Here is a 22,767-nt window from a genome sequence, read left to right on the forward strand (position 1 = left end):
TTCTATACGAATCGGTCATGAGCTATATTAAGTATACCCGTTGCATTCTAATCTATTGTGGCTGTTTACATTCCACTGCTGGATAAGCTGCCGTCAGCTTACGGATGATTTCTTTTTGCCATTTCACATCACCAATGTTCATTGCCAGGTTTAGAAGATCCAGATAATCATCAAGCTGCAGAGTCGTTTTTTGTTGAGTCGTATCCATTCGATATTCGTTCCCCTTTATCTATATGATCGTTAATTCATGTACAGTAAACAGAAGAAAGACAAGTTCAAGAATGATAATCATTATCAAGCGTATAATATCATTATGCATGGGTTGAAGGCAAAATGCAATGGCAAGTGCCTTGGTTTTTAGTTTTTTTGATAAAAATTATGATCTACAATGCCCCTCGTATCCGTCCATTAATGAAAAAAAGCAACCTGAGATTCGGCTGCTGTTGCAATTTATTATTGTACAGGTGTACTTCCTATTAGTTTAATGATACGGTTCTTGTCCAATGATTTTTTGGTAACTCGCGATGTCCAATCTACGGCCAAATTTATAACCTACCTCTTTGAAATGGGCACATTTCTCATACCCTAGACGCTCGAACAATCGGATGCTTCGCTCATTCTCTGTGCATATCGTTGCTACAAGTACATGGAAATCTAATGCTTTTGCTTGTAATTCAAGTGCCGATAAGGCTTTTGTACCGATCCCATTTCCAACATAGTCAGGATCTATGTAAATCGTTACTTCTGCAGTACCATCATAAGCCTGTTTGTTTTTGTGTTGAGTAAGCAGTGCATAGCCAATAATTACATCCCGATCTTCAATAACATAAGTTTGGTAGCGAGGATGGCCATTCATTACATTGCTTCGCATCTCATCCAAAGTTAGTTCTTCCGTGTGAAAGGAAACGGTCGTATGGCTTACATAATAATTATAAATGGCCTGTAGTTGTGCCAGATCTTGTTCTGAAACTTCTATTAGCTGCATCTCTCCGAACGCTCCTTCTATACCATGAATAGTTGCATCTTATCACAACGTAGAGAGTTCACAACTATAACCTTTTGATCATTAAAATTTCCAAAGGCTCACCCTCAAGCAATAGGCCTCCCGCATCACGATAGCCCAATTTTCGATACAGATGCTGAGCACCTTCATTGGCTAAAGTAGAGGTCATGACCAGTTCAAACCCGAGTTTCTTCATCTCATTTTCCCAGAAAAGAATGGCTTGCTTACCGAGTCCTCTGTTGCGATAGGGTTCATCAATCCAGATCATATTCATAAAAGGGGTATTGTCCCAGAAATAGCTGTGCCGCATCCAGCCAATGAGTTGCTCCTCATCATTTTGCAGCATATAAATCTCATTGCCTCTGATTTTTGGCAAAATAAAGCTGTCTACGATATGACGGTCATGTTCTCGAATATATTCATAGTGCGATTCTGTTGCTGCAATAATTCTCATTCTACGTCCTCCACGAAATAATGATGTAATGTAAATATTATACAATGGTTTATTTATAGGAGGAAGTAGAGATGTTGTTATACATAGAATAAGGTGAATAGATCACCTATGTTACGGGAAACGTATAGGGTAATTATGCAGAAGACGAAGACGAGGAGGTAGCGATCCATGAACCAGCGGCAAGCAGACTGTGACAGTTCTTCAATGAGACAAAAGTTAAAGGGGGATCTTCATCGTGTGGCGGAACGCATGAACATAACATTATCCCGTTTTGACAATGATCATGCCTGCTTGCTGGGACAATTCGCTGAGATTCGAGCCGAGATCAAGCAGATCGAGGTGTTAGCCTCATCGTTTTACCTGGATTGTTATCTGTCTCCATTCACTGAAAAGTTTGCCGAGCTCTCAGCCAGCGTGCAGCATCTATCTGATCGAAGATACGGAGCACTCATTGTGATTGAACGTGAAACTCCACTGGATTCCATCATTCATTCGGGAGTCGCTGTAGATGCGAGAATAACGCATGCCTTATTGGAGTCGATCTTTATACCTGGTGCGCCATTACATGATGGGGCTGTGTTAATTCGGGGCAACCAGATTGTATCCGCAGGAAATGTATTACCATTATCACAGGTTGAAGTACATGAGCGTAAAATGGGAACTCGCCACCGGGCAGCTCTGGGGCTTAGTGAGGTCACAGACGCCGTGGTACTTATTGTCTCAGAGGAGACAGGGCAAGCATCCTTCGCAATAGGTGGGGATCTGCATCCGATTAACGTCATTGAAGCCCTTTCCTGACTTTACCGATGACGAACTTAAAGATCATAAATGATGCACACCTTTTTCCCTGTTCAGGAGAGAAAGGTTTTTTTAATGATAGGCTGATGCCTTACATCGTGATGTGATTTTGCACAAACTTCGTATTCATATGTACAATAGAGAGTGGTCAACAGACAGATCTATAGCGATTCAGGTCGCTAATTTGGTTAGAGGAGCGTTATAAATATGAATTGGTTTGAAGCAATGGAGCATCACGATTATGAGCAATTGGTTCTGTGCCAAGATAAAGCCTCCGGGCTAAAAGCCATTATTGCAATACACGATACCACACTTGGACCTGCACTAGGCGGCACGCGGATGTGGACATATGCATCAGAAGATGCAGCCATGGAAGATGCTCTGCGGCTCGCAAGAGGGATGACATATAAGAATGCAATATCAGGTCTAAATCTGGGTGGTGGCAAAGCGGTCATTATCGGTGATCCAAGGCGTGATAAGAATGAAGCGATGTTCCGAGCATTCGGAAGGTATATACAAGGGTTGAATGGACGTTATGTTACCGCAGAAGATGTGGGGACAACCGAGGAAGATATGAACCTTATCTACCAAGAGACCGATTATGTTACCGGCATTTCTCCAAGCTACGGTTCGTCAGGCAATCCATCTCCGGCAACGGCATGGGGCGTATATCGGGGGATCAAGGCAGCGGCTAAGGAAGCATTTGGCACGGATCTACTGGAAGGCAAAACGATTGCTGTCCAAGGTGTAGGGAATGTAGCGATGCATTTATGCCAATATCTGAACGAGGAAGGCGCCCATCTGATTGTGACGGATATTCATAAGGATTCGGTAAAACAAGCCATAGACCGTTTCGATGCAAAAGCTGTTGATCCAGCAGACATCACCGGAGTAGAGTGTGATATCTATGCCCCATGCGCATTAGGTGGGACAATTAATGATGATACCTTGAAACAGCTCAAGGCTAAAGTGGTGGCAGGCTGTGCCAACAATCAGTTACTTGAGCCAAGGCATGGTAACCAGTTGCATCAGATGGGTATTGTATACGCACCGGACTACGTCATTAATGCAGGTGGTGTGATCAACATTGCCGATGAATTAAACGGGTACAATGCGGAACGGGCATACAGTAAGGTGAGCCAGATATACAACACACTGGAGAGCATCTTCTCCTCGTCCCGTTCGGAAGGCATTCCGACATATGTGGCGGCAGATCGCCTGGCTGAGCGCCGAATTGAGATGATGAAGAACACACGCAGTACGTTTCTGCAAAATGGACACCACGCGTTAAGTTCCCGCAGATTACGCGGATAATCCACGGTAAGTAACATGATAGGGACTCATTAAACTGTCTTATACGTACGAAACATCCCTTCACATGAACCAGGGTGAAGAGGTTGGCTCGTGTATTTAGACAGTTTTTTGATTTCTTTTTATACAGATAGTAGACATGTACATCAAATTCCCACTTCAATATACCGATAATGAATGTACATCGTTCAGATGGTTCATGAAAGTGGGGGAAATCGTAAATGGGGAAGAAGAAACAAGGCTTGTCTTATCGAATTAGAAATATCTCGCTGAAGGTTAAGTTACCGATCATGTTAAGTGTACTAGTGATCTTGGTGCTTATGGGAACAACCACAGCAACGTATTTTGTCTCATCCAAACTATTAGTGATGAAGAGTGAGGCAGAGATTAATGGCATGTCCGATCGCCTTGGGGAAGGGTTATGGACAGCCGTACAGCTTCAACAGCAGATGAGTCACGCGATATCTGTACATAATACGTTTAAAGAGATGCTGGAACTGCGTAATACCAACAGCATGACGGATGAAGAGTTTTTCTCGGATGCCAATCCGTACTTTAACAAAGCAAATACGATTTTGACGAACAGTGTATCGGATACAGTAGTAGCTAAGCCTAATCTGTATTTGCTAGATCAGAACGGGATTATGGTAGCTGCAACCCAGACCGAAGTCATTGGTCAGCCTCGAGATGATCGGGAGTATTTCCAGGAATCCATTAAGGGTGAATCGTTTATCAGTGATGCGATTGTATCTAAGCAAAGCAAACAACTGGTAATGATTTTCTCAGAACCGATCCAAGATGATGAAGGTAATACCATTGGTGTGCTCGCCATGACCATGGACACGAGCTTTTTCCTTGGACAACTGGGTAATATTCAAATCAATGGTGAAGGTAAGATTGAAGTGCTCAGCCGGAGCGGCATAGTCATGTATGATTCAATCGATGAGACCTTGATTGGACAATCACTTGGAGAAGATCAGAACGTGCAAGCACTTCTTCAAGAAAAGGCAACAGACGAAGTGAAAATAACGACAGCCACAATCGATAACACGTATTTTCGTGTCAACCAGATTCCAGGTGCTGATCTTATCGTTCTTGTTATTGACAGCTATGACGATATTAAGCGTCCAGTGCAGGATATGCTTCAGCAGATGTTATGGCTTACGTTGCTCGCAATAGTGATAGCTATTGGGGTCGGCATGTTAATCTCTCGTAATATTACGAAACCGATTATTAGACTTACAGGTTTGTTCAAACAGCTTGCCCAGGGGAATCTGACGGTGAAGGCAGAGGGCAGGTACAACAGTGAGTTCAAGGATCTGGCAGACAGTTTCAATAGTATGGCTGAACAGAACAAGAACCTCATCACAGATATGGGGAAATCCATTACGGTTCTGCAGACAAGTACAGAGGAGCTGGAGGATACCTCCAAGCAAACTACACGATCCATCGATGAGACATCGGCTACACTGATGGGAATAGCACAGGCTATGGAGGCTCAGTCGGAAGATACCGAGCAGATTGTAGGGAAATTCAACAGCTTTGGCGATAAAGTGAGCACTATGAATGGTAGTGCACAGGATGTGAAGGCTAGAGCAGATGAGATTGAAAGTGTATTCCACAATGGAAGCGAAGTCGTGAATGAATTGATGCGGATCAATGAGATGAATGAGCGGGAAGTGGAGAAAATCTCAGAAATTACGGTCAAGCTTCAGAACAGCTCAGGCAGTATTAGTCATATTACAGAGGCAATTAGCCAGATCGCCAAACAGACTAACCTGCTCGCTTTGAATGCCTCCATTGAAGCTTCTCGGGCTGGAGAGCATGGTAGAGGATTTGCGGTTGTAGCAGAGGAAATCCGTAATTTAGCAGAGCAGAGCTCCCGGCAGTCGAAAGAAATTTCGAGCATTATTACACAAAATCTAGCTGATGTAGCCGAGAACAATCAAAGTGTTGCGGAAATCCATACGATCTCGTCCAGGCAGGATGAACTTGTTATTCAGACTCGCCAGGCATTCGACGTGATTCTGGAGAAGGTGATGGAGATCAATGAACAGATCGCTGCGATGGCAGGGCAGATGCAGGAGATGATACAGAACAAGGACGATGTGCTGGAGTCAGCGCATAGCCTGTCGGCATCAGGGGAGCAGGTATCTGCTTCGGTTCAGGAAGTCACAGCAACAATGATGGAGCAATCAGCAACTGTACAGCAATTGGCGAACATGGTGGATACCATCGACCAGTTAACACGTAATTTGGCTGATGCTGCTGGCAAGTTCAAGGTTGAGTAAGTAACGGAGGCAAAATCAAAGCGTTAAAGAAGAGCGTTAGGATACATGAATGAAGTCAAAGAAGCCCCTTGTGCCAGTTAGGTTGGCAGGTCAAGGGGCTTCTTTGGGTATATCTACACTTTTTACAAGAGAACAGAGAGAATAGAAGAAGGTGAGGAGATGCACAGATGCACGGGGTTCAAGTGGAATCATTAATAAATGGTATATAATTGGAATATTAAGCTAAAAAGTAGTATAATGTTTATATAAAAATTGTAAATATGGGTGATTACGGTTATCTATATAGAAGGAGGTCTGAGATGAGACGACATTGGATGTGGCTGATGCTTACGGTTCTTATCACGAGTGTATTAATGGTAGGATGTACGTCATCTACAACGACTGAACCGAGTACAGAGTCAACAAAAGAAGCGATAACAACACCTACTGAAGTCGATAATGAGGTTCCAAAGGCTACGGATCAGGATGAGCAGGCTGCGCTGCAGACAGCGAAAGACTATAAGGCTACTGAATTTGAAGTAAATGAAAATGATGAGAAAAGCGCAACAACGAAGGAGTCTGCCCTAGCTAGGGGAGAACTGATCAAGCCGTTCCTGACCGAGAAGTACTTTGAAAAACAGATGGCTGATCGCAATATCGTTTTGCCTCTTATGGTGGCTTATAAAGAGCAGGTGAAACTGCGTGGAGAAAATATGAATTTCACGTTGAAGGAAAATAGGGGCGATTCTCTTCTCGTGTCATACACGCTAGATCTTATTTTCATAGATGATCAGGGTAAAGAAGTTCGCAACATACCGCTCGAAGGTGAGCTTACTTTCCTGTTTGAGAACAAGCAGTGGCTCATTGTAGACGATACCTACAACATCAGGGAGCTTCAGGAATTAGTCTACGATTATGGTAACTAATTGTGGATAAGAGATTCAGAAGATAAGGCGGGGGGCGATTCAGACGAATCGCCTTATTTTCATTGAACAAGAATAGTTTCTGGATTAGAGAGGAGATTAGACCTGAAAGATCGGAGAGATGGCAGGGGGTGCCGATTGAGTGGGTGTGGCGGGTTGCTGAGTTAAGATCGGGGCATTGTCCCAGACGGAGCTGGGCAGTTCACGTCGTAATACGGGGGCAACCTCTTGGGCGAATCGCTCTAGCTGCTCCAGTTGCTCGCTATGACTGAGTCCATCGACACTAATACTGAGCACCTGATGTCCGTAGGCTGCGTGATAATTTACGATTTTCTCAACAACCTGATCTGGACTACCAATCAAGACAGGACCGTTCGCGATGTTATCCTCCAGATCCTTGAAGGGAGACTGGTTATGCTGTGCAGAAGCAGTAGCATGGAATGCATCGTAATAGGGCTTGTATCTGTGAATGGCTCCTTCTCGCGTATTGGCGAGGTACAAGCTACCAGCTCCAGATCCAATCACTGCTCGCTTGGCATCATGACCATAATGATCGAGGCGTTCTCGATAATGATCAATGAGTGCTTTGTATTTGGCCTGAGGGTGGAACGAGTTAGATGTGAAAAGCGGTTCACCGTACTGCGCTGCAAGCTCAGTGGATAAAGTACTCGATGCGCTACCATGCCAGATCGGGATGGATTGCTGTAGTGGACGTGGTTGAGTGGTTACTTTGTCTAGTGGCGGACGGTATGTGCCTTCCCAGGTCACGTCCTCCTCTGTCCATAGACGCTTGAGCAGACGATAGCGTTCACCCAATGAATCCCACTGCTCTTCCTCTGTGATCCCAAACAGCGGGTAATGCCGAGGATCATTGCCTTTCCCGATAATCATCTCCAGCCGCCCGCCGGATAACTGATCCAGTGTGGCATAGTCCTCTGCGACACGCACAGGATCAAGTACACTGAGTACTGTAACGGTCGTTAATAGACGGATGCGAGAGGTAGCTGCGGCAACTGCCGTCAACACCACAGGCGGAGAAGAGGAGAGGAAGGGTGCGCCATGTCGCTCGCCAATTCCGTATGCATCAAATCCCAGCCGTTCTGCCAATCTGGCCTGTTCCAGAATGTTCTGAAATTTCTGCTGTGCCGTAAACGCTTCTCCGGTGATGGCATTGGGCAGATTCATCATGAGGCTAAATAACGCAAATTTCATCTGACCCTCTCCTTGATTGAAGTAAGAAACGATCACATTATTATTTAATCCAATCCGAATAGTATGATATGTGAGTTGATATAACTGTAACATGTTGTCCGTGTTTCTTCTAATGGATTTTTTCTATAAGCAAATGTTCACTCTGGTGTATCGTTTACGATCAAGCTTCTTATCGTTGTTAATTCACTCTTAATAAAAGAGCCGTTCATCATTATGACGATGAACGGCTCTTTTCGTGTGTAACTACAGGAGGAAGTGTGTCATTGAACTTTGAGTTAGCGTGTGTTCTTTTCCGTAAAATAGTACAAGAAAGCGAGAAGTGGCATAGCAATTCCAATGATGGACGTTAGTGCCCAGCCCCCATAGGCATAAGACCAACTTCCGATCGATGAGCCGGCAGCTCCGCCGATAAAAAAGATCGACATGAAGATTCCGTTGATTCTTCCTCTCGCTTCATTCCCTAAAGAATAAATGACGCGTTGTCCAAGCACGAGATTACCGGATACGGCCATATCTAAGGTGATAGCTGCAATGAGCAATACAATCAGAGCTGTTGTGGAGTTGCTTTGGAATAGATAAGTTATCGCAAATGACAGTAATGCAATCACCATTGCAGCACCCGTAAGAATCCGGGTTAACCCGCGATCGGCTAGTCTTCCCGCTATTGGCGCTGCAATCGCACCGCCCACACCGGCTAATGCAAACCAGGCAATACCTTGCTGTGACATATTAAAGTCATTGGCAAGCCGCATAGGGACTGTCGTCCAGAATAGGCTGAATGCACCAAACAGACTAGCTTGGTACAATGCTCGGCGACGCAGTGGAGGGAGTTTTTTCAATAAAGTACCTAGAGAAATAATGAGCTGTCCGTAATTTAAATTAGGCTCTGGCTGACGTGCAGGGAGAGTGCGGGATAGAAGGATGGTCAATAGCGCAATCATGATGGCGGAGAAGATAAATACGGCTTGCCAGCCCCAGATGCTCGTAATAAAGCTTGCTACGGGGCGAGCGAGCATGATGCCGAGTAGTAGACCGCTCATGACGTTACCTACGACACGTCCGCGTTGCTCTTCTGAGGTCAGATAAGTGGCGTACGGGACTAGAATTTGAGCTACGACAGAGCCTACGCCAATGAATAGCGATACCATTAAGAATAGACCCGATTGAGGGGCGAATGCGGCAATGATCAGAGCTAGGATCAATACGATTAAAGAAAGTGTGGCTAAACGTCGATTCTCAATAATGTCGCTGAGCGGCACGATGAATAACAGCCCAATCACGTATCCCAACTGGGTTAAGGTCACAATAAGTCCGGAAGCGGCAGAAGATAATCCTGTTGTCATGCTGATCGGACCCACTACGGTCTGAGCATAATAGAGATTAGCTACGATTAAACCGCAAGCGGACGCGAGAAGCAACACAATCCAGGGCGAGAGCGTAGGTTGAGCAGAAGTTGTTGAAGCTTGTTTGGTTGGCATTATTATCATCCTCCGAGATTAAGATGGGAATCAGTTTGTATCAGCTTAGTCATAAAAAGTTAATTAGTGAACGCTTCGTACACTTATTGTTGATAAATATATACTAAACGTTTAGTATTGTAAATAGGCATTTTTCAATGAACTGGGATTTTAGTATGATGTATCGTGGATACATAGATATTGCACCGAGGAGGAAACCGAATGACTGGCAAGAGAGGACGGCCTCGTAATGTCGAAACACAAAATGCAATTTTGACGGCAGCGTATGAGCTGCTTTTGGAGCACGGATTTGCATCGGTTACGATTGAAAAAATTGCAGAGCGAGCACAGGTTAGTAAAGCAACGATATATAAGTGGTGGCCTAATAAAGGTGCGGTTATCATGGATGGATATATGCACGAAGCAACGGCGAGGCTACCTTTACCTGATACAGGCTCTGTATTTGAAGACATAGAGCTTCATGCGTCGAATCTAGCTCGGTTTCTGACCAGCCGTGAGGGGAAAGTGATTACAGAGATTATTGGTGAAGGCCAGTCCGATCCAGCACTTGCGGTTGAATACCAGACTCGTTACATTCAGCCAAGACGACGCGAGGCATGGGGGATTATTGAAAAAGGTGTGGAGCGCGGAGATCTGAAGCCGGACTGTGACATTGCGTTATGTATCGACCTCATATATGGCTCTATCTTCTATCGAATGTTAGTTTCGGGTGAGCCGATGGAGGATGGTTACGTTAATCGTGTAGTAACTTCATTATTCGACGGCATAAGAAAATAAGTTGACATGGATAGCGAATTGCCACGGTTTTTATTGACCGATGTAAAAATAAGGATTAAAATTGTGTATATCATATAAATTCAAATTTTTGGATTTATTATTGTGGAGGTGGGAGGTATTGGAACCTACAACTACGATACGATCCTTTATTGAGGATCACATCAGGAAACAGGGGTACACGCTGCAGTATTTTGCCGATTTATCTGGTGTAAATGCCGGAACACTCAGTGCAATAATCAAAGGCACAAGACCCATCGCGATGGCTCAACTGGATCTCATTACGCAAGGTATGAATCTAGAGCCAGGTCATTTCTATGAACTGTATGGAGCAGAATGTTTCGTAGAATCTTCCCCTCACTGGAGAAGGCTGGAGCCCTTCTTACAACGTTGTGCCGAATTGGACAAGCTGGATTGCATTCATAGGGTCATACAACAGGTGACAGACGATCGGTCATATATCTCGGAGTTATTCGAGATGGCTGAGGGTATGTTCGAACGAGAGCAGAATCAAGCCGCGCTGATGTTGTATGAATGTGTCGCTGAATGTGAGAAGTACCAGCATTCGGAACGACTTGCACTATGTCATTATCGAATTTTCACCCTCTCGCTGAGTCAGGATCAGAATCAAAATCTGAGAGCTGCCGTGCTGTTCGAACCGTATATTAATCGGCTGGATGAGGAGCGACAACTTGACGCCATTAAGGATCTGGCGAATACATATCTGGCGTTAAGATACTATGATAAATTATTTGCTCTGGCTGATGGGTTAGAACAGAAGACTAAGGTTATGCAGGTATATACAACGAAAAAAATTAATCATGATAAACGTATAACGGCATATCCGTTGTTTGTTTACGGCGTTTATGCGAATTTGCTTAAAGCCTCGGCATGTGAAGGGCAGGAGAAGTATAGGGAAGCTCTTTATTATACTGAGGTATACACCGATCTAATCACAAATCATGATTCTACGGAAGAAGATTGGATTTACATTAATAAGTTTAAATTTTGGACTGAAGCCAACACCTACGTATATCAATTGCTGATGGGTGATCTAACTGTTTTACCAACTTACATTAATTATATAGAAAAAAATGAATCAGAAGTGCTCCCAGCAATAATAAATATTCTGGAAGTTGCTAATCAATTGAATGAGGATGTCGATGAGGTTCTTCATAGATTTAGCGATCGAATCAATTCAGAGATTAATCGTCTGCAAGGTTATACTAAGCAAGTGGAATCTGATCTGTATATCACTTTTCTACTGAAACGGAGTATTTACCATTTCAATCGGGGACAAGATCCAGAAGGTATGAAGCAACTTTTGGCTTGCCTGAGAGAAGCTGTTAAGAGCAACAAGCAACAGGATATTATACACTGTGTAGCGTTGTATGAGAGATATAGAATAAATATATCTACTCCAGATTACGCAAATCAGTATAAATTGATTATGATGGAGGTAGAGAATTACTATGATAAAAAAGAAAATCGCTTATTTCATCTTACTTAGCTTTATTTTGATTAATGTGGGTCAGCTAGGTCCATTTGACAGTACTTTCCCGATTGAAACCTCACTTAGTAGTACTCATGGCGGCGGAGGTTTGTAATTATTAATGAATGGAACGTGATATGTTATGAAAGGTTTATTTCCAAATTCGGAAATAGGCCTTTTTTACAATAAAAAATGAATTGACCATTGTAAAAATAAGGATTAAAATTACATTTGTTATCAATTGCAAATGGTGAATTGGAGAGCGCTATGAGAATAACATATGAGTATCTCAGGCTTTTTGTAAAGATGATGTTAAGCAACAAAATAGCCTTTGTGTGGTATTTAATTTTTCCACTCGTTGCTTTTCTTATTTATAATTATTCCTGGTTTGCCTCTAGACCCACCACAATTGATTTTTACATTCAAACGAGCTTTTTTATTTCATATATTACCTTGTTAATGTCCATTGAAGTGGCTACCCATTTAATTACACTAAGAGAAAACGGCTTCTATAAGATGTTTAAATTTATATCAGGAAGTAAATATCCGTTTATTTGGGGCAAGGCTCTGAATCAGGTTTTGTTCATTATCGCTACAATCTTTCTGGTGTCATTCGTAACAGGTGTAATGTTCTTAGACCCGGCACAACTCGTGACGTTTCTGATCACTGCCATTGTGAGCTGTATCCTGGGATCCATCATTCTTATTTTGCTAACATTGGTTCTGATGCTGATCCCGATTAGACAAGAGTCGTTGAACGCGGTGATTAGTATGAGTTTGTTGGTCTTATTTTTTGTATCTGCCAAAGGATTTGCATATTCTACGGCGTATAGCTTCCTGTTTGTACTATTGAATCCGCTCGAATATGTCAGAAATATCACGTTTATCCTCGCAGATTGGTTTACGGGTCATTCATTCGATCACGAGAGTATTGGGGTTGTTGGTATAATCTCGGCATGTTATGTGGTCTGTGGATTGATTGCGCTTAAACTTGTAAACGTCATATCAAGAACTCATCGGACATAGCAGGAGGAAGCATGATTACAATAGACAATGTAAGCTTTTCCTACCGAAAGTCGCCGCGTCAAAATCTGGATCATTTAAGTGTGGAATTCCGGTCGAGTACCGTGAACATGATTATTGGCAAGAATGGTTCAGGCAAAACAACATTATTTGACCTCATTACCAATGTCATTAAACGTCCTCCCGAAATTAGAGGTGTGCCTGAGGAGAAGGATATGATCTATCAGCTTCAAGGCTTATTGTTTCCACCTACGTTGAAATCGAAGGATGTATTTCGTTTCTTTCTATATTCCGATCATACGAGCCGTATTCAAGTTACGAATGAGCCTTATGTCGATGATGATATGAGCGCCTCTGAGATTGATTCGGTGAGACGGATATGGAATATGGAATTTGGACAATTATCTATTGGAGAACGAAGGTATCTGTGTATTTTGGCTATTACCTTGATGGAGAGGAAACTATACATCTTTGATGAGCCGCTGGCTGGCATTGATCCTGAGATGAGGCAGTACATATTAAAAAGAATCGAAAAACTTGCATTACACAAGGAATGCACGGTGTTATTATCCAGCCATCATTTACATGATTTCCAAAGGATTAAATGTACTCTCCATCTACTGCACCAAGGCAGAATATCCTTTAGTGGTTCATACACGGAGTTTATTCAGAACGTAGAGGGAGAAAATCCGGATGATGCATTTCTAATGAAAGTTCAATGAATGAATCGAAAACCTTTTCTTGTTATACCTCCATTAATAGTTTGGAACGAGTATCTAGCGGTGACACCCAACTTATTAATCTTAGAGATGGAATGATAGGGTGTCCTTAAGTGCAAAATGTCTATTGCATGTACGTCTCTACATTCTTACTTCATGTGAGTTATACTGTCCCTGATGCGATATATGGAAGGTAGGAGGATTCGAATAACTATATCTTGTAGGCTTATGCGATTACCAAAGTTTAGATGAAAAAGGTATGATTGTGAAAGAATTATGATGCAAATAAACATATTGTTTTGCAAAGGATTTCATTGTAAATTTTTTAGCAATATATTCTATAATAGTACAAATAAAGGGGGTGCATGCTGTGAATGAACGGAAGAAGATCAGCGACCAAATTGAATGGAGCAGGCAAAAGTTATGTCGTTTGGCGGAAAATCAGGGCATGCAAGACGGCCAAGTCCTGCAGCAGTCCATGATACTAGATGAGCTAATTAATGAATACAATCGTTTTAAGTACAACAAACATATTCTAAACAGACAGCCGATTACCTAGGTAATCGGCTTTTTTTGTATAAACTTAACTATCTCTAACCGCTCATTTCGACAGCACGGCTATGGGGCGTTATTGGGCTAGCTGCATATCGTTGATAATATCAACGGAGTTTATCTGCCAGCGGAGTAGATCACGGGTTAACGAGAACGATAACATGCCGGAGTGGATATTCTTGAGTTGACCGTCGTCAGCATAGGTAAACACCGCAAAGCTGGCTAGAACCTCTCTAGAGAAAAATGTTTTTTTGATTGTATTGAATGTCACGGTGGGTGTCGGTAGTTGATGATCTGTAACATACTGATTGAATTGAGCTACCGGATTAGTGGAAGAACCTGAGGGATTAACAGTTGTAGATTGTTCGGATATGTATTTCTGTATAACTCTGTTTGGTGAATTAGCCATCGTATAGATTACGATGAATACGATTGCCATGACAACTGCAATTGTAATTATAGCTGCTTTTCTAGTAAGCATAATAGTCCCTCCATATGTAACTTGAGCAATCAATCAACATAAGGTCACCAAGGCAATGTACTCAGCCCAACTTAGCTCAACTTCATTGTTGAACGATCTATACTAATAACAACCGTAACGCTGAGAAAGTTGTCTCTTCAACTAAAATAAACATAACAGGCATACCGGGAGGTACACATGTTATGTTTATTTATTTTTCCCCTTAATTCATCCGAGCTTCAAGCCGTTTGGCTACAATGGACAGGGCGTAATTGACGACAAAGTACAGCACGGCTGCCAACAAGAGAGCAGGAATAATATAATCGAAGCTCTGTCCCCCTAGAATCTGCACATGGTGCATCAGTTCAGGCAGGGAGATGATGATTGCCAGCGACGTATCTTTGAGTAGTGAGATAAACTGGCTGACCATGGGGGGAGACATCCGGCGTAACGCCTGAGGCATGATAATTCCACCCAGTGTCTGCATGTAGCTTAACCCAGAGGAGCGAGCTGCTTCGATCTGTCCACGCTCAATGGATTTGAGTCCACTACGAACAATCTCTGCGATCATTGCTCCTTCGAACAAACTCAGACCTACGACGGTAGACCAGAACACGGACATCTTGATCCCCAATTGAGGCAATACGATATGAATGAAGAAAATGATAAGTAATAACGGTAAATTACGAATGGTGTCTACGATGACTGCGACAATCTGGGATAACACTGGGATGCGCGTATACCGAATCGTCCCTAGAATTGTGCCCAGTGCAAAACTAAATACGATAGATAACCCTGCGACTTGCAGGGTAAGTAGAAATCCTTGTAATAGAAAGCGAAGGTTGGGCCAGGCATAGGCCCCGCTGAAGTCCATGATTCATCGACCTCCTTTTCGAGATAGTACCTGATCACATGGTGACCTGACCTGCTGGCTTCGGCTTGTTCGATTTTCCTTTAGTAGGAGTGGATTCAGCATCACTTTGTCCAAATCGCCGCTCCATATAGTGAACGAGCAAGCTGAGGGGTAACGTCAGAGCCAGGTAAAAGAGAGCGACAATGGTATACACGCTTAAAGGTAGGAAGGTATCTGAGTTGATGAGATCGGCAAAATACATCAAATCCATACCTGCAACGACCGCAAGGATGGATGAATTTTTGACTAGATTAATGAATTGGTTGCCAATGGACGGCAGTACAATTTTGATCGCTTGAGGCAGAATGACTAGATTCATCGCTTGCACGTAAGATAAACCGGAAGAGCGCGCTGCCTCTAGCTGACCGCGTGGTACGGACTGAATTCCTGCCCTTATGGCCTCGGCGATAAATGCCGCAGTATAGATCGTTAGACCAAGCGTGCCGGAGATGAAACCATCGAGGGAGATACCAATGGCGGGCAGTCCGAGATAGAAAAAAAATACGACAAGCAGCAAAGGGATGTTGCGAATAAACTCCACAAAGGCCGTGCCAATCCAGTTTAATGGCTTGATCGGAGAGATGCGGAATATTGCAATAATCGTCCCAAGGATAAAGCTGCCAATCAACGCCATAATGCTTACTTGAATCGTGTTCAAGAATCCTTCCAGGAATCGATCGGAATGCCGGATCAGAACGTTAAAGTCCAAATTGCCCATTCAGGGTAAACCTCCGTTCCTCAGATGTGAGCGGCGATGATAGCCTATCCTTACATGGAGGAGCACACATACCATCGCCGCTGAACCATCAGTTAATCGAAGTTACTCAGGCTTGGCGCCTAGCCATTTTTCATGTAGGGTGTCATACTCTCCGCTATCCTGCAGGCTCTTGAGCAGGCTGTTCACTTCGGATACAAAAGCAGAGTCGCCTTTGCGAATCGCCATACCATAAGGCTCACTGGTGAAATTGCCACCGACCAGCTTGTAGTTATTATCCGTTTGCTGCATACCAATCAGGATGATGTTATCCGTTGTCAATGCTTCACCTTTGCCTGCTTTGAGCGCTGTGAAGGCATCCTGATAGTTATCGAATTCCAGCACTTCAGCATCGGGCGCCTTTTCACGAATGTTCTGAGCAGAAGTGGAGCCCTTCACAGCCAGGACCTTTACACCTCCGAGGCTCTCTAACCCGGTGATATCACTGTCGTTTTTCACAAGCAAGGATTGCCCTGCCTCGAAATAAACATCACTGAAATCAACCTGTTCCTTACGTTCATCTGTAATCGTCATCGTGGCAATAATGATGTCAATGTCGCCGTTCTGCAGCAGCGGAATACGAGTCTTCGATGTTACTTCCTTCAGCTCGACCTTGGTCTCATCTCCCAGAATTTGTTTGGCGAGTGCCTTCGCGATATCGATATCGAAGCCTTCTACCTCACCGCTTGCAGGGTCTTTAAGCCCGAATAACTTCGTATCGTACTTCACGCCAGCAATGAGTTTACCCCGTTCTTTAATCTGTTCAATGGTACCTTTGGCTTCCGAGGTGTTGTCACCAGATCCACCAGACCCAGAGGATGAATCCCCGCCTGTGTTACAACCAGAGATGACAAGCGCCAGAATCAATACGAGCATGAGTGACGGCCACTTCAATATGTTCTTCATTTGTTAAAGACCCCTTTTCCAATGGAATGATATTAGTGGTGAATCAGACGACTCAGGAATTGTTGGGCACGTTCCTCTCTAGGGTTGTCAAAGAACGAGGCGGCAGAAGCTTCCTCCACAATGCGACCTTCATCCATAAAAATAACGCGATCCGCCACTTCACGGGCGAACCCCATCTCGTGGGTAACAACAACCATGGTCATCCCGTTGTGTGCAAGCGAGCGCATGACATCAAGCACTTCCCCGATCATTTCAGGATCCAATGCGGAGGTGGGTTCGTCGAACAGCATGATTTTGGGCTCCATAGCCAGACCACGAGCGATCGCAACACGCTGTTGTTGTCCACCGGACAACTGTGAGGGATAACTGTCTGCTTTCTCGGCAATGCCTACACGGGTCAGATATTTCATAGCCGTTGCGGCAGCCTGTTCTTTGGATTGTTTGCGCACCTTTATCGGTGCCAGGGTGATGTTATCAATGACTTTTTTGTGGGGATAGAGATTGAAGTGTTGAAATACCATGCCTATGTCACGGCGGAAGAGGTTAATGTCGACCTTTTTCTGATGTAAAGGAATCCCGCTAACAACGAGCTCACCTCCAGAAATGGTTTCTAGACGATTAATGCAGCGGAGCAATGTGCTTTTGCCTGAGCCAGAAGGCCCGATAATGACGACAACCTCACCTTCCTCAATCCGAAGATGGATATCCTTGAGAACGTGGAAGTGACCAAAATGTTTTTGAACCCCTTTGAATTCAATCAACAGTGCATCCCATCCTTTCTGCAACGTTAGTTTGAAAAGGAAGATTAAGGAAAACATTGGAAGTGGTTATTTCATCATACATAGTCATCCTGTGTGTGGCAATTAATTTGTTATAAAATGTGACATAAGTAATGGGTTGAGTAGGGCTAACACCTATATTGTGTTATATCTTTGTTATGTTAAAAGATTTGCTGTGACGAATTCTGACAGAAAAATGATTCGATTTTCCTAGTGAATTTACAGACATTGGAATAGATGGTTGTAGTATGATGAAAGAGATATTCTGTTAGACCATTCAGAAACCGAACAAATAACATCAAGTTCCATTCGTAGTTGGCAAAAAAGATCAACCTTTGATCCCATTGCTACTGATATGATGGAGCGAGAATCACTTCATAGGCCTAATCTATATAAATTGAACGAAACATTTACACGAGAACGGAGAGGACAGAAACAACATGTCATCGGAGTGGCTAGTGTAAATATCCTTTTGTTCAATTTATATATCCAATAAGAAGCAGAAAGGATGATAACTACGCGATGAATACATATAATTCCGCAATACGTGCTGGTGAGCAATTAACGTCTGATAAAGTATCATACGACGTTTCCTTACCTAACATTCCTGCTCAGGATTTTCTGATTACCGAATTTGGGGCTGTAGGAGATGGTGTGACCGACAATACGGAGGTGTTCCGGCTTGCCATCGCGGCTTGTTCTGAGGCAGGCGGGGGGCGTATCGTTATTCCTGCTGGTGTATGGCTCACGGGACCGATTATTTTACGTAGTCGAATCGAGCTGCATGTCCAGGCTGGAGCGTTAGTTACCTTCAGTCGAAACTTTGATCAATATCCTTTGATTGCATCGACCTTTGAAGGGTGGCAGGCTGTCCGCTGTCAATCTCCGATTGATGGAGACCAGTTAGAGGACATCGCCATTACGGGTGAAGGGGTATGGGACGGAAATGGTGAGGCATGGCGTCCGGTCAAGCGTTCTAAACTGACGGCATCACAATGGAAAGCACTAGCAGCTTCCGGTGGAGTCATTGAACATACAAGCGGTGAGGAAGAGATCTGGTGGCCTTCCCAAGCCGCGCTTGAGGGAAATGCAGTTGCGAATCGGATGCATGTAGAACAAGTGCGTGACCTATCAGCTTACGAGGGGATCAGAGATTTTCTTAGACCCAATATGGTGAGTTTGCGTCGATGCAAAAGAGTACTGTTGGATGGGCCAACCTTTCAGAATTCTCCGGCATGGAATCTGCACCCTTGGGCTTCAGAGCATGTGACGATTCGGAACGTCAGTGTTCGGAATCCGTGGTTTTCTCAGAATGGGGATGGATTGGACATCGAATCCTGCCGTTATGTTCTGGTAGAGAACAGTGTCTTCGACGTTGGGGATGATGCAATCTGCATGAAGTCCGGCAAGGATGCCGAAGGTCGCGAACTAGGTTTGCCATCGGAGTATGTTACCATTCGAGGTTGTACCGTGTACCATGGTCATGGCGGCTTCGTCATTGGCAGTGAAATGTCTGGTGGCGTGAGGCATGTGCGTGTGTCGGATTGCACGTTTATCGGAACGGATATTGGGCTTCGTTTCAAGAGTGCGCGTGGGCGTGGCGGCGTAGTGGAGGACATTGAAATTGAGCGAATCTATATGAAAGACATTATTATGGAAGCGATCTCATTTTCATTTTTCTATGCGAATCAGGAAGGTTCGGCACGAGGAAGTGACATTGCACATGAAGTCACTGAGGAGACGCCAGTGTTCCGGGATATTCGAATTAAGGATGTAGTCTGCTCTGGGGCGGACACGGCGTTATTGGTGAGTGGTTTACCGGAAATGCCTCTGGATGGATTAGTGATAGAAGGATACCGTGTGTCTGCGCAAAAAGGTGTGCAATGCTCGCATGCCAAACATGTGCGGATCGCCGATCTGCAACTCACCGTAGCTGAAGGCTCGCTGATTGAACTTCATCAGTGCAAAGGGGCGGAGCTTGAAGGCATCGAAGGAACTGGCGCGGATGGTCGACTTTTGCGGATTACAGGACATGATACGACAGGTATTGTGTGCCGGGGAGAAGTAGCCGATACCGAGGGAAGACAGATTTCCATTGGGCCAAATGTAAGAAGTGGTGCGTTAATTCGCCAATAATTAGCTTATAAAATGGGATTTGATAGTGGCCGAAGTGGTGTAGCAATGATCTCCGATGAAGGGCTGAATGAATGATGCATGCCTATATGGAGATGGGGAATGTTGTTGGATCATTCATTAAGGCTACCCACTCGGCTATCCTGTATTCCATACTGGATTGATGTTAGATGGATCGCATGTTAACATGCGGTCTATTTCTGATTGATGTTTGAACCATTAAATGAATCTAGAGATCTCTCGCTCGTTAATGCACAGGTTTCCTAAGCGAACCTCACTTACCGATGCTCTTTGCGATACCGAAGCGGTGTGGTGCCAGTGACTTGTTTAAAGGTTTTGTTAAAATGAGCCGTATGCTCAAACCCCACTTTCTCTGCAATGAACTGCACGCGCTCCTGTGTGGACAACAATCTACGCTGGGCTTCCCGAACCCGGACAACGCGCAGATATTCACTAAATCGAAAACCAGTTAACCGGCTGAACATGCGGCTCAGATAGGATGGGCTTATATAGAAACGAGCGGCGGCTTCCTCCAACGTAAGCGGTTCGTCATAATGAGTGTTCACGTAACGGGCAACTTCGGTAATTTTATCATGCATAGGGTGGATCGGCTCAGGTGTCATTTGCCGTGTCATTTCTAGTGTGCGATGAATGCTGATTAATAGCTGGGAGAGCAGGCTGCGTACAACAATTTCATAATAAGGACGACGATCTTTACACTCGCGTAGCATTTGTTCCAACAAGCGTTGTATCTCAGGCTGTTCCGATTCGGGAACATGCAGTAATCGCGATCGTTCAAACGGAAGCAGACCGCAGATGCCAAGCTCCATTCCCGTAGCGAACGAGGGAGAGAATCCGACGAGGATACGTTCAAAACTAGGAATGCTTCCTTTTGACGTAATGTGTACGTCGTGTGGATTGATTAAGATTAGATCACCTTTGCTCGCGTTGAGCAGCTGACCGTTCATGGAATACACACGTTCTCCTTCAAGCAGATAGTATAGCTCGTAAAAAGGGTGAGCGTGGGGCTGTGGCATGGCGTTCCCATCATGTCTTCGCATATGTTCTATGGTAAAGGAATTATCTCCAATTCGATATTTGGGTCCGATTCGATCTTCGATCACACTCATAACACGGCTCCTCTCTGCTTCGGCGGTTAACGGTTATATGTATATCATAACGGAAAATCCAGTTTATTGTAAACGCTATCAATCAAGGCTATGGCATGTTATAGACATAGAGTCAGACGAGAAGATAATCAAAATGGGGGGCTGTGATATAGCCTAAAGGTGACAAAAAGCTAACGATGTTTTACAGTAGGGAGAGCGAGGCAAAACTCTAGATGAAGAGTACCTCCAATTAGATGTGGAAGGAAGGAAATAGGATATGACGACACATGAATTATCGCCTCTGGTTGCAGCACTGGACATGCAGCCTCACGTTGAAGGCGGTTGGTATAAGGAAGTATGGAAGGCTTCTTATCAGATCCCACAATCCGTATTGCCGGAAGCATACTCGGGACCCCGGTTCTCGGCAAGCTCGACGTACTTTTTGCTGCACAAGCATGAAATTTCAGAGTGGCACACGGTGTTATCTGATGAACTTTGGTTGTGGCATAGCGGTAGCCCGGTTGAATTGAAGCTGGGTGGTAATGGAGAGAATCCAGAGAACGAAGAGGTTCTCGTACTCGGTATGGATCTCGCTGCTGGACAATCACCACAAGTACTTGTTCCTGCCGGCGTGTGGCAGACGGCTCGCCCGCTCGGCGATGAGCCCGTACTCGTGACGTGCGTTGTAGCGCCAGGTTTCCACTTTGATGATTTCAAGCTGGTATCCAAAGGCTAAGTTAAACAAAGGTTAAGCTGAATAGGGGCATACGTTGATCCAAAGATAATAAATCCCGACTCCAATGCAGTCATGCATAGGGTCGGGATTTTGATTTTAGTGTAATGTGTTAGCGTATCATTTTCGTTTGCTCTAAAAATTGAAGTTATCTGGATCGGAACCGAAGCGTTTATTCTCGTTCAAACTGTTGATCTGCGCGATATCTTCTGCTGTTAATTCAAAATCGTATACATCGGCATTCTCGCGAATACGCTCTGGTGTAACGGATTTGGGTATAGTAACGATGCCGTTTTGCAGATCCCAACGCAGAATCACCTGTGCAGCTGTTTTGTTGTATTTGGCTGCAATCGTTTGCAATAATGGGTGTTCTACTAAATGACCTTGTCCCAGTGGTGACCAAGCTTCGATCTGAATCTGGTGTTTGGCGCAGTACTCTCTTAGTTCCGATTGGATCAGCAATGGATGTAGCTCGACTTGGTTGACCGCAGGTTTGATCTTAGCATCCGTCATCAGGTCTTCAAGATGGTGAATCTGGAAGTTACTCACCCCAATGGCGCGGATGCGTCCTTCTTGATGTAGCTTCTCCAGTGCTCTCCATGTATCCTTGTACTTTCCTTTTACAGGCCAGTGGATGAGATAGAGATCGAGAACTTCGAGTTCAAGTCGTTCCATACTTGCTTCAAAAGCGGCCAGTGTGGACTCATAGCCTTGATCGCCATTCCACACTTTGGTCGTAATAAACAGATCTTCGCGGGCAATTCCGGATTCACGAATACCTTGGGCAACACCAGATTCATTGTTATAACCTTTGGCAGTATCGATGCTGCGGTACCCAGCCTGAATGGCCGTTTTGACCGTTTCAACAACTTCTTCTCCATCCTTCACCTTGAATACACCCAAACCTAACCAAGGCATTTTGACGCCGTTATACAGTGTAGTTGAATCTTGCACATGTTTCATGATCCGAA

General features: G+C 44.2%; 23 protein-coding genes. 11 read left to right on the forward strand and 12 right to left on the reverse strand.

All coding sequences use genetic code 11. The features are described 5' to 3' along the window. Positions 1-52 precede the first annotated feature (52 nt). From ASD24_RS30830 to ASD24_RS28920, 3 genes are all read right to left on the reverse strand, one after another. The gene (locus tag ASD24_RS30830) at positions 53-208 is read right to left on the reverse strand and encodes a hypothetical protein (protein WP_200956218.1); all 156 of its coding nucleotides are present in this window, start codon (positions 206-208) and stop codon (positions 53-55) included. A gap of 273 nt (positions 209-481) precedes the next feature. Further along, complete coding sequence (locus tag ASD24_RS28915; RefSeq protein WP_056703675.1) at positions 482-985, reverse strand: GNAT family N-acetyltransferase; 504 nt, start codon at positions 983-985, stop codon at positions 482-484. Between the two features lie 64 nt (positions 986-1,049). Then, the gene (locus tag ASD24_RS28920; RefSeq protein ID WP_056703677.1) at positions 1,050-1,457 is read right to left on the reverse strand and encodes a GNAT family N-acetyltransferase; all 408 of its coding nucleotides are present in this window, start codon (positions 1,455-1,457) and stop codon (positions 1,050-1,052) included. A 168-nt stretch (positions 1,458-1,625) separates the two neighbouring features. On the opposite strand from ASD24_RS28920, the gene cdaS reads away from it, so the two are divergent. From cdaS to ASD24_RS28940, 4 genes are all read left to right on the forward strand, one after another. After that, positions 1,626-2,255 (forward strand): sporulation-specific diadenylate cyclase CdaS, encoded by a 630-nt coding sequence (gene cdaS, locus ASD24_RS28925; protein WP_056703680.1) that lies wholly within the window; start codon positions 1,626-1,628, stop codon positions 2,253-2,255. A gap of 207 nt (positions 2,256-2,462) precedes the next feature. Next, complete coding sequence (locus tag ASD24_RS28930) at positions 2,463-3,569, forward strand: Glu/Leu/Phe/Val family dehydrogenase (RefSeq protein WP_056703682.1); 1,107 nt, start codon at positions 2,463-2,465, stop codon at positions 3,567-3,569. Between the two features lie 218 nt (positions 3,570-3,787). Beyond that, positions 3,788-5,857, forward strand: a complete 2,070-nt coding sequence (locus tag ASD24_RS28935) for a methyl-accepting chemotaxis protein (RefSeq protein ID WP_056703685.1) — start codon at positions 3,788-3,790, stop codon at positions 5,855-5,857. A gap of 299 nt (positions 5,858-6,156) precedes the next feature. After that, a complete protein-coding gene (locus tag ASD24_RS28940) occupies positions 6,157-6,762 on the forward strand; it encodes a hypothetical protein (RefSeq protein WP_056703688.1) in 606 nt (201 codons plus the stop codon). A 96-nt stretch (positions 6,763-6,858) separates the two neighbouring features. Here the strand turns inward: ASD24_RS28940 and ASD24_RS28945 are convergent, their stop codons facing one another. Continuing rightward, positions 6,859-7,971 carry an LLM class flavin-dependent oxidoreductase gene (locus tag ASD24_RS28945; RefSeq protein ID WP_056703691.1) on the reverse strand — a complete coding sequence of 371 codons (1,113 nt, stop codon included), beginning with the start codon at positions 7,969-7,971 and terminating at the stop codon, positions 6,859-6,861. A 275-nt stretch (positions 7,972-8,246) separates the two neighbouring features. Further along, complete coding sequence (locus tag ASD24_RS28950) at positions 8,247-9,449, reverse strand: MFS transporter (protein ID WP_056703695.1); 1,203 nt, start codon at positions 9,447-9,449, stop codon at positions 8,247-8,249. Between the two features lie 201 nt (positions 9,450-9,650). Here ASD24_RS28950 and ASD24_RS28955 point away from each other — a divergent pair, with 201 nt between their 5' ends. From ASD24_RS28955 to ASD24_RS28975, 5 genes are all read left to right on the forward strand, one after another. After that, on the forward strand, positions 9,651-10,226 hold the full coding sequence (locus ASD24_RS28955) for a TetR/AcrR family transcriptional regulator (protein ID WP_056703698.1): 576 nt from the start codon (positions 9,651-9,653) through the stop codon (positions 10,224-10,226). Positions 10,227-10,344: 118 nt separating this feature from the next. Continuing rightward, positions 10,345-11,733 (forward strand): helix-turn-helix domain-containing protein, encoded by a 1,389-nt coding sequence (locus ASD24_RS28960; protein ID WP_056703701.1) that lies wholly within the window; start codon positions 10,345-10,347, stop codon positions 11,731-11,733. 441 nt (positions 11,734-12,174) lie between these two features. After that, positions 12,175-12,741, forward strand: coding sequence for a hypothetical protein (locus tag ASD24_RS28965; protein ID WP_156395586.1), 567 nt, complete (start codon positions 12,175-12,177; stop codon positions 12,739-12,741). A gap of 11 nt (positions 12,742-12,752) precedes the next feature. After that, positions 12,753-13,460 (forward strand): ATP-binding cassette domain-containing protein, encoded by a 708-nt coding sequence (locus ASD24_RS28970; RefSeq protein ID WP_056703708.1) that lies wholly within the window; start codon positions 12,753-12,755, stop codon positions 13,458-13,460. 367 nt (positions 13,461-13,827) lie between these two features. Beyond that, positions 13,828-14,016 (forward strand): aspartyl-phosphate phosphatase Spo0E family protein, encoded by a 189-nt coding sequence (locus tag ASD24_RS28975; protein ID WP_056703711.1) that lies wholly within the window; start codon positions 13,828-13,830, stop codon positions 14,014-14,016. A 69-nt stretch (positions 14,017-14,085) separates the two neighbouring features. Here the strand turns inward: ASD24_RS28975 and ASD24_RS28980 are convergent, their stop codons facing one another. The 5 genes from ASD24_RS28980 to ASD24_RS29000 all read right to left on the reverse strand — a co-directional run bounded on the left by ASD24_RS28980 (position 14,086) and on the right by ASD24_RS29000 (position 17,860). Beyond that, positions 14,086-14,490 carry a hypothetical protein gene (locus ASD24_RS28980; protein WP_056703714.1) on the reverse strand — a complete coding sequence of 135 codons (405 nt, stop codon included), beginning with the start codon at positions 14,488-14,490 and terminating at the stop codon, positions 14,086-14,088. A 202-nt stretch (positions 14,491-14,692) separates the two neighbouring features. After that, on the reverse strand, positions 14,693-15,343 hold the full coding sequence (locus tag ASD24_RS28985; RefSeq protein ID WP_056703717.1) for an amino acid ABC transporter permease: 651 nt from the start codon (positions 15,341-15,343) through the stop codon (positions 14,693-14,695). A gap of 34 nt (positions 15,344-15,377) precedes the next feature. Then, a complete protein-coding gene (locus ASD24_RS28990) occupies positions 15,378-16,100 on the reverse strand; it encodes an amino acid ABC transporter permease (RefSeq protein WP_056703721.1) in 723 nt (240 codons plus the stop codon). A gap of 102 nt (positions 16,101-16,202) precedes the next feature. Next, positions 16,203-17,042 (reverse strand): transporter substrate-binding domain-containing protein, encoded by an 840-nt coding sequence (locus ASD24_RS28995; protein WP_056703724.1) that lies wholly within the window; start codon positions 17,040-17,042, stop codon positions 16,203-16,205. Positions 17,043-17,074: 32 nt separating this feature from the next. After that, positions 17,075-17,860, reverse strand: a complete 786-nt coding sequence (locus tag ASD24_RS29000; protein WP_056703727.1) for an amino acid ABC transporter ATP-binding protein — start codon at positions 17,858-17,860, stop codon at positions 17,075-17,077. A 483-nt stretch (positions 17,861-18,343) separates the two neighbouring features. Here ASD24_RS29000 and ASD24_RS29005 point away from each other — a divergent pair, with 483 nt between their 5' ends. Continuing rightward, positions 18,344-19,957, forward strand: a complete 1,614-nt coding sequence (locus tag ASD24_RS29005; RefSeq protein ID WP_056703730.1) for a glycoside hydrolase family 28 protein — start codon at positions 18,344-18,346, stop codon at positions 19,955-19,957. Positions 19,958-20,232: 275 nt separating this feature from the next. Here the strand turns inward: ASD24_RS29005 and ASD24_RS29010 are convergent, their stop codons facing one another. Then, complete coding sequence (locus tag ASD24_RS29010; RefSeq protein WP_082560619.1) at positions 20,233-21,084, reverse strand: helix-turn-helix transcriptional regulator; 852 nt, start codon at positions 21,082-21,084, stop codon at positions 20,233-20,235. A 256-nt stretch (positions 21,085-21,340) separates the two neighbouring features. Between ASD24_RS29010 and ASD24_RS29015 the strand changes: the two genes are divergently transcribed. Then, positions 21,341-21,799, forward strand: a complete 459-nt coding sequence (locus ASD24_RS29015) for a cupin domain-containing protein (RefSeq protein ID WP_056703735.1) — start codon at positions 21,341-21,343, stop codon at positions 21,797-21,799. Positions 21,800-21,931: 132 nt separating this feature from the next. Here the strand turns inward: ASD24_RS29015 and ASD24_RS29020 are convergent, their stop codons facing one another. Then, positions 21,932-22,759, reverse strand: a complete 828-nt coding sequence (locus ASD24_RS29020; protein WP_056703738.1) for an aldo/keto reductase — start codon at positions 22,757-22,759, stop codon at positions 21,932-21,934. Between the last annotated feature and the right edge of the window lie 8 nt (positions 22,760-22,767).

The sequence above is a fragment of the Paenibacillus sp. Root52 genome (assembly GCF_001426865.1).
In the GTDB taxonomy this organism is placed as follows: Bacteria; Bacillota; Bacilli; order Paenibacillales; family Paenibacillaceae; genus Paenibacillus.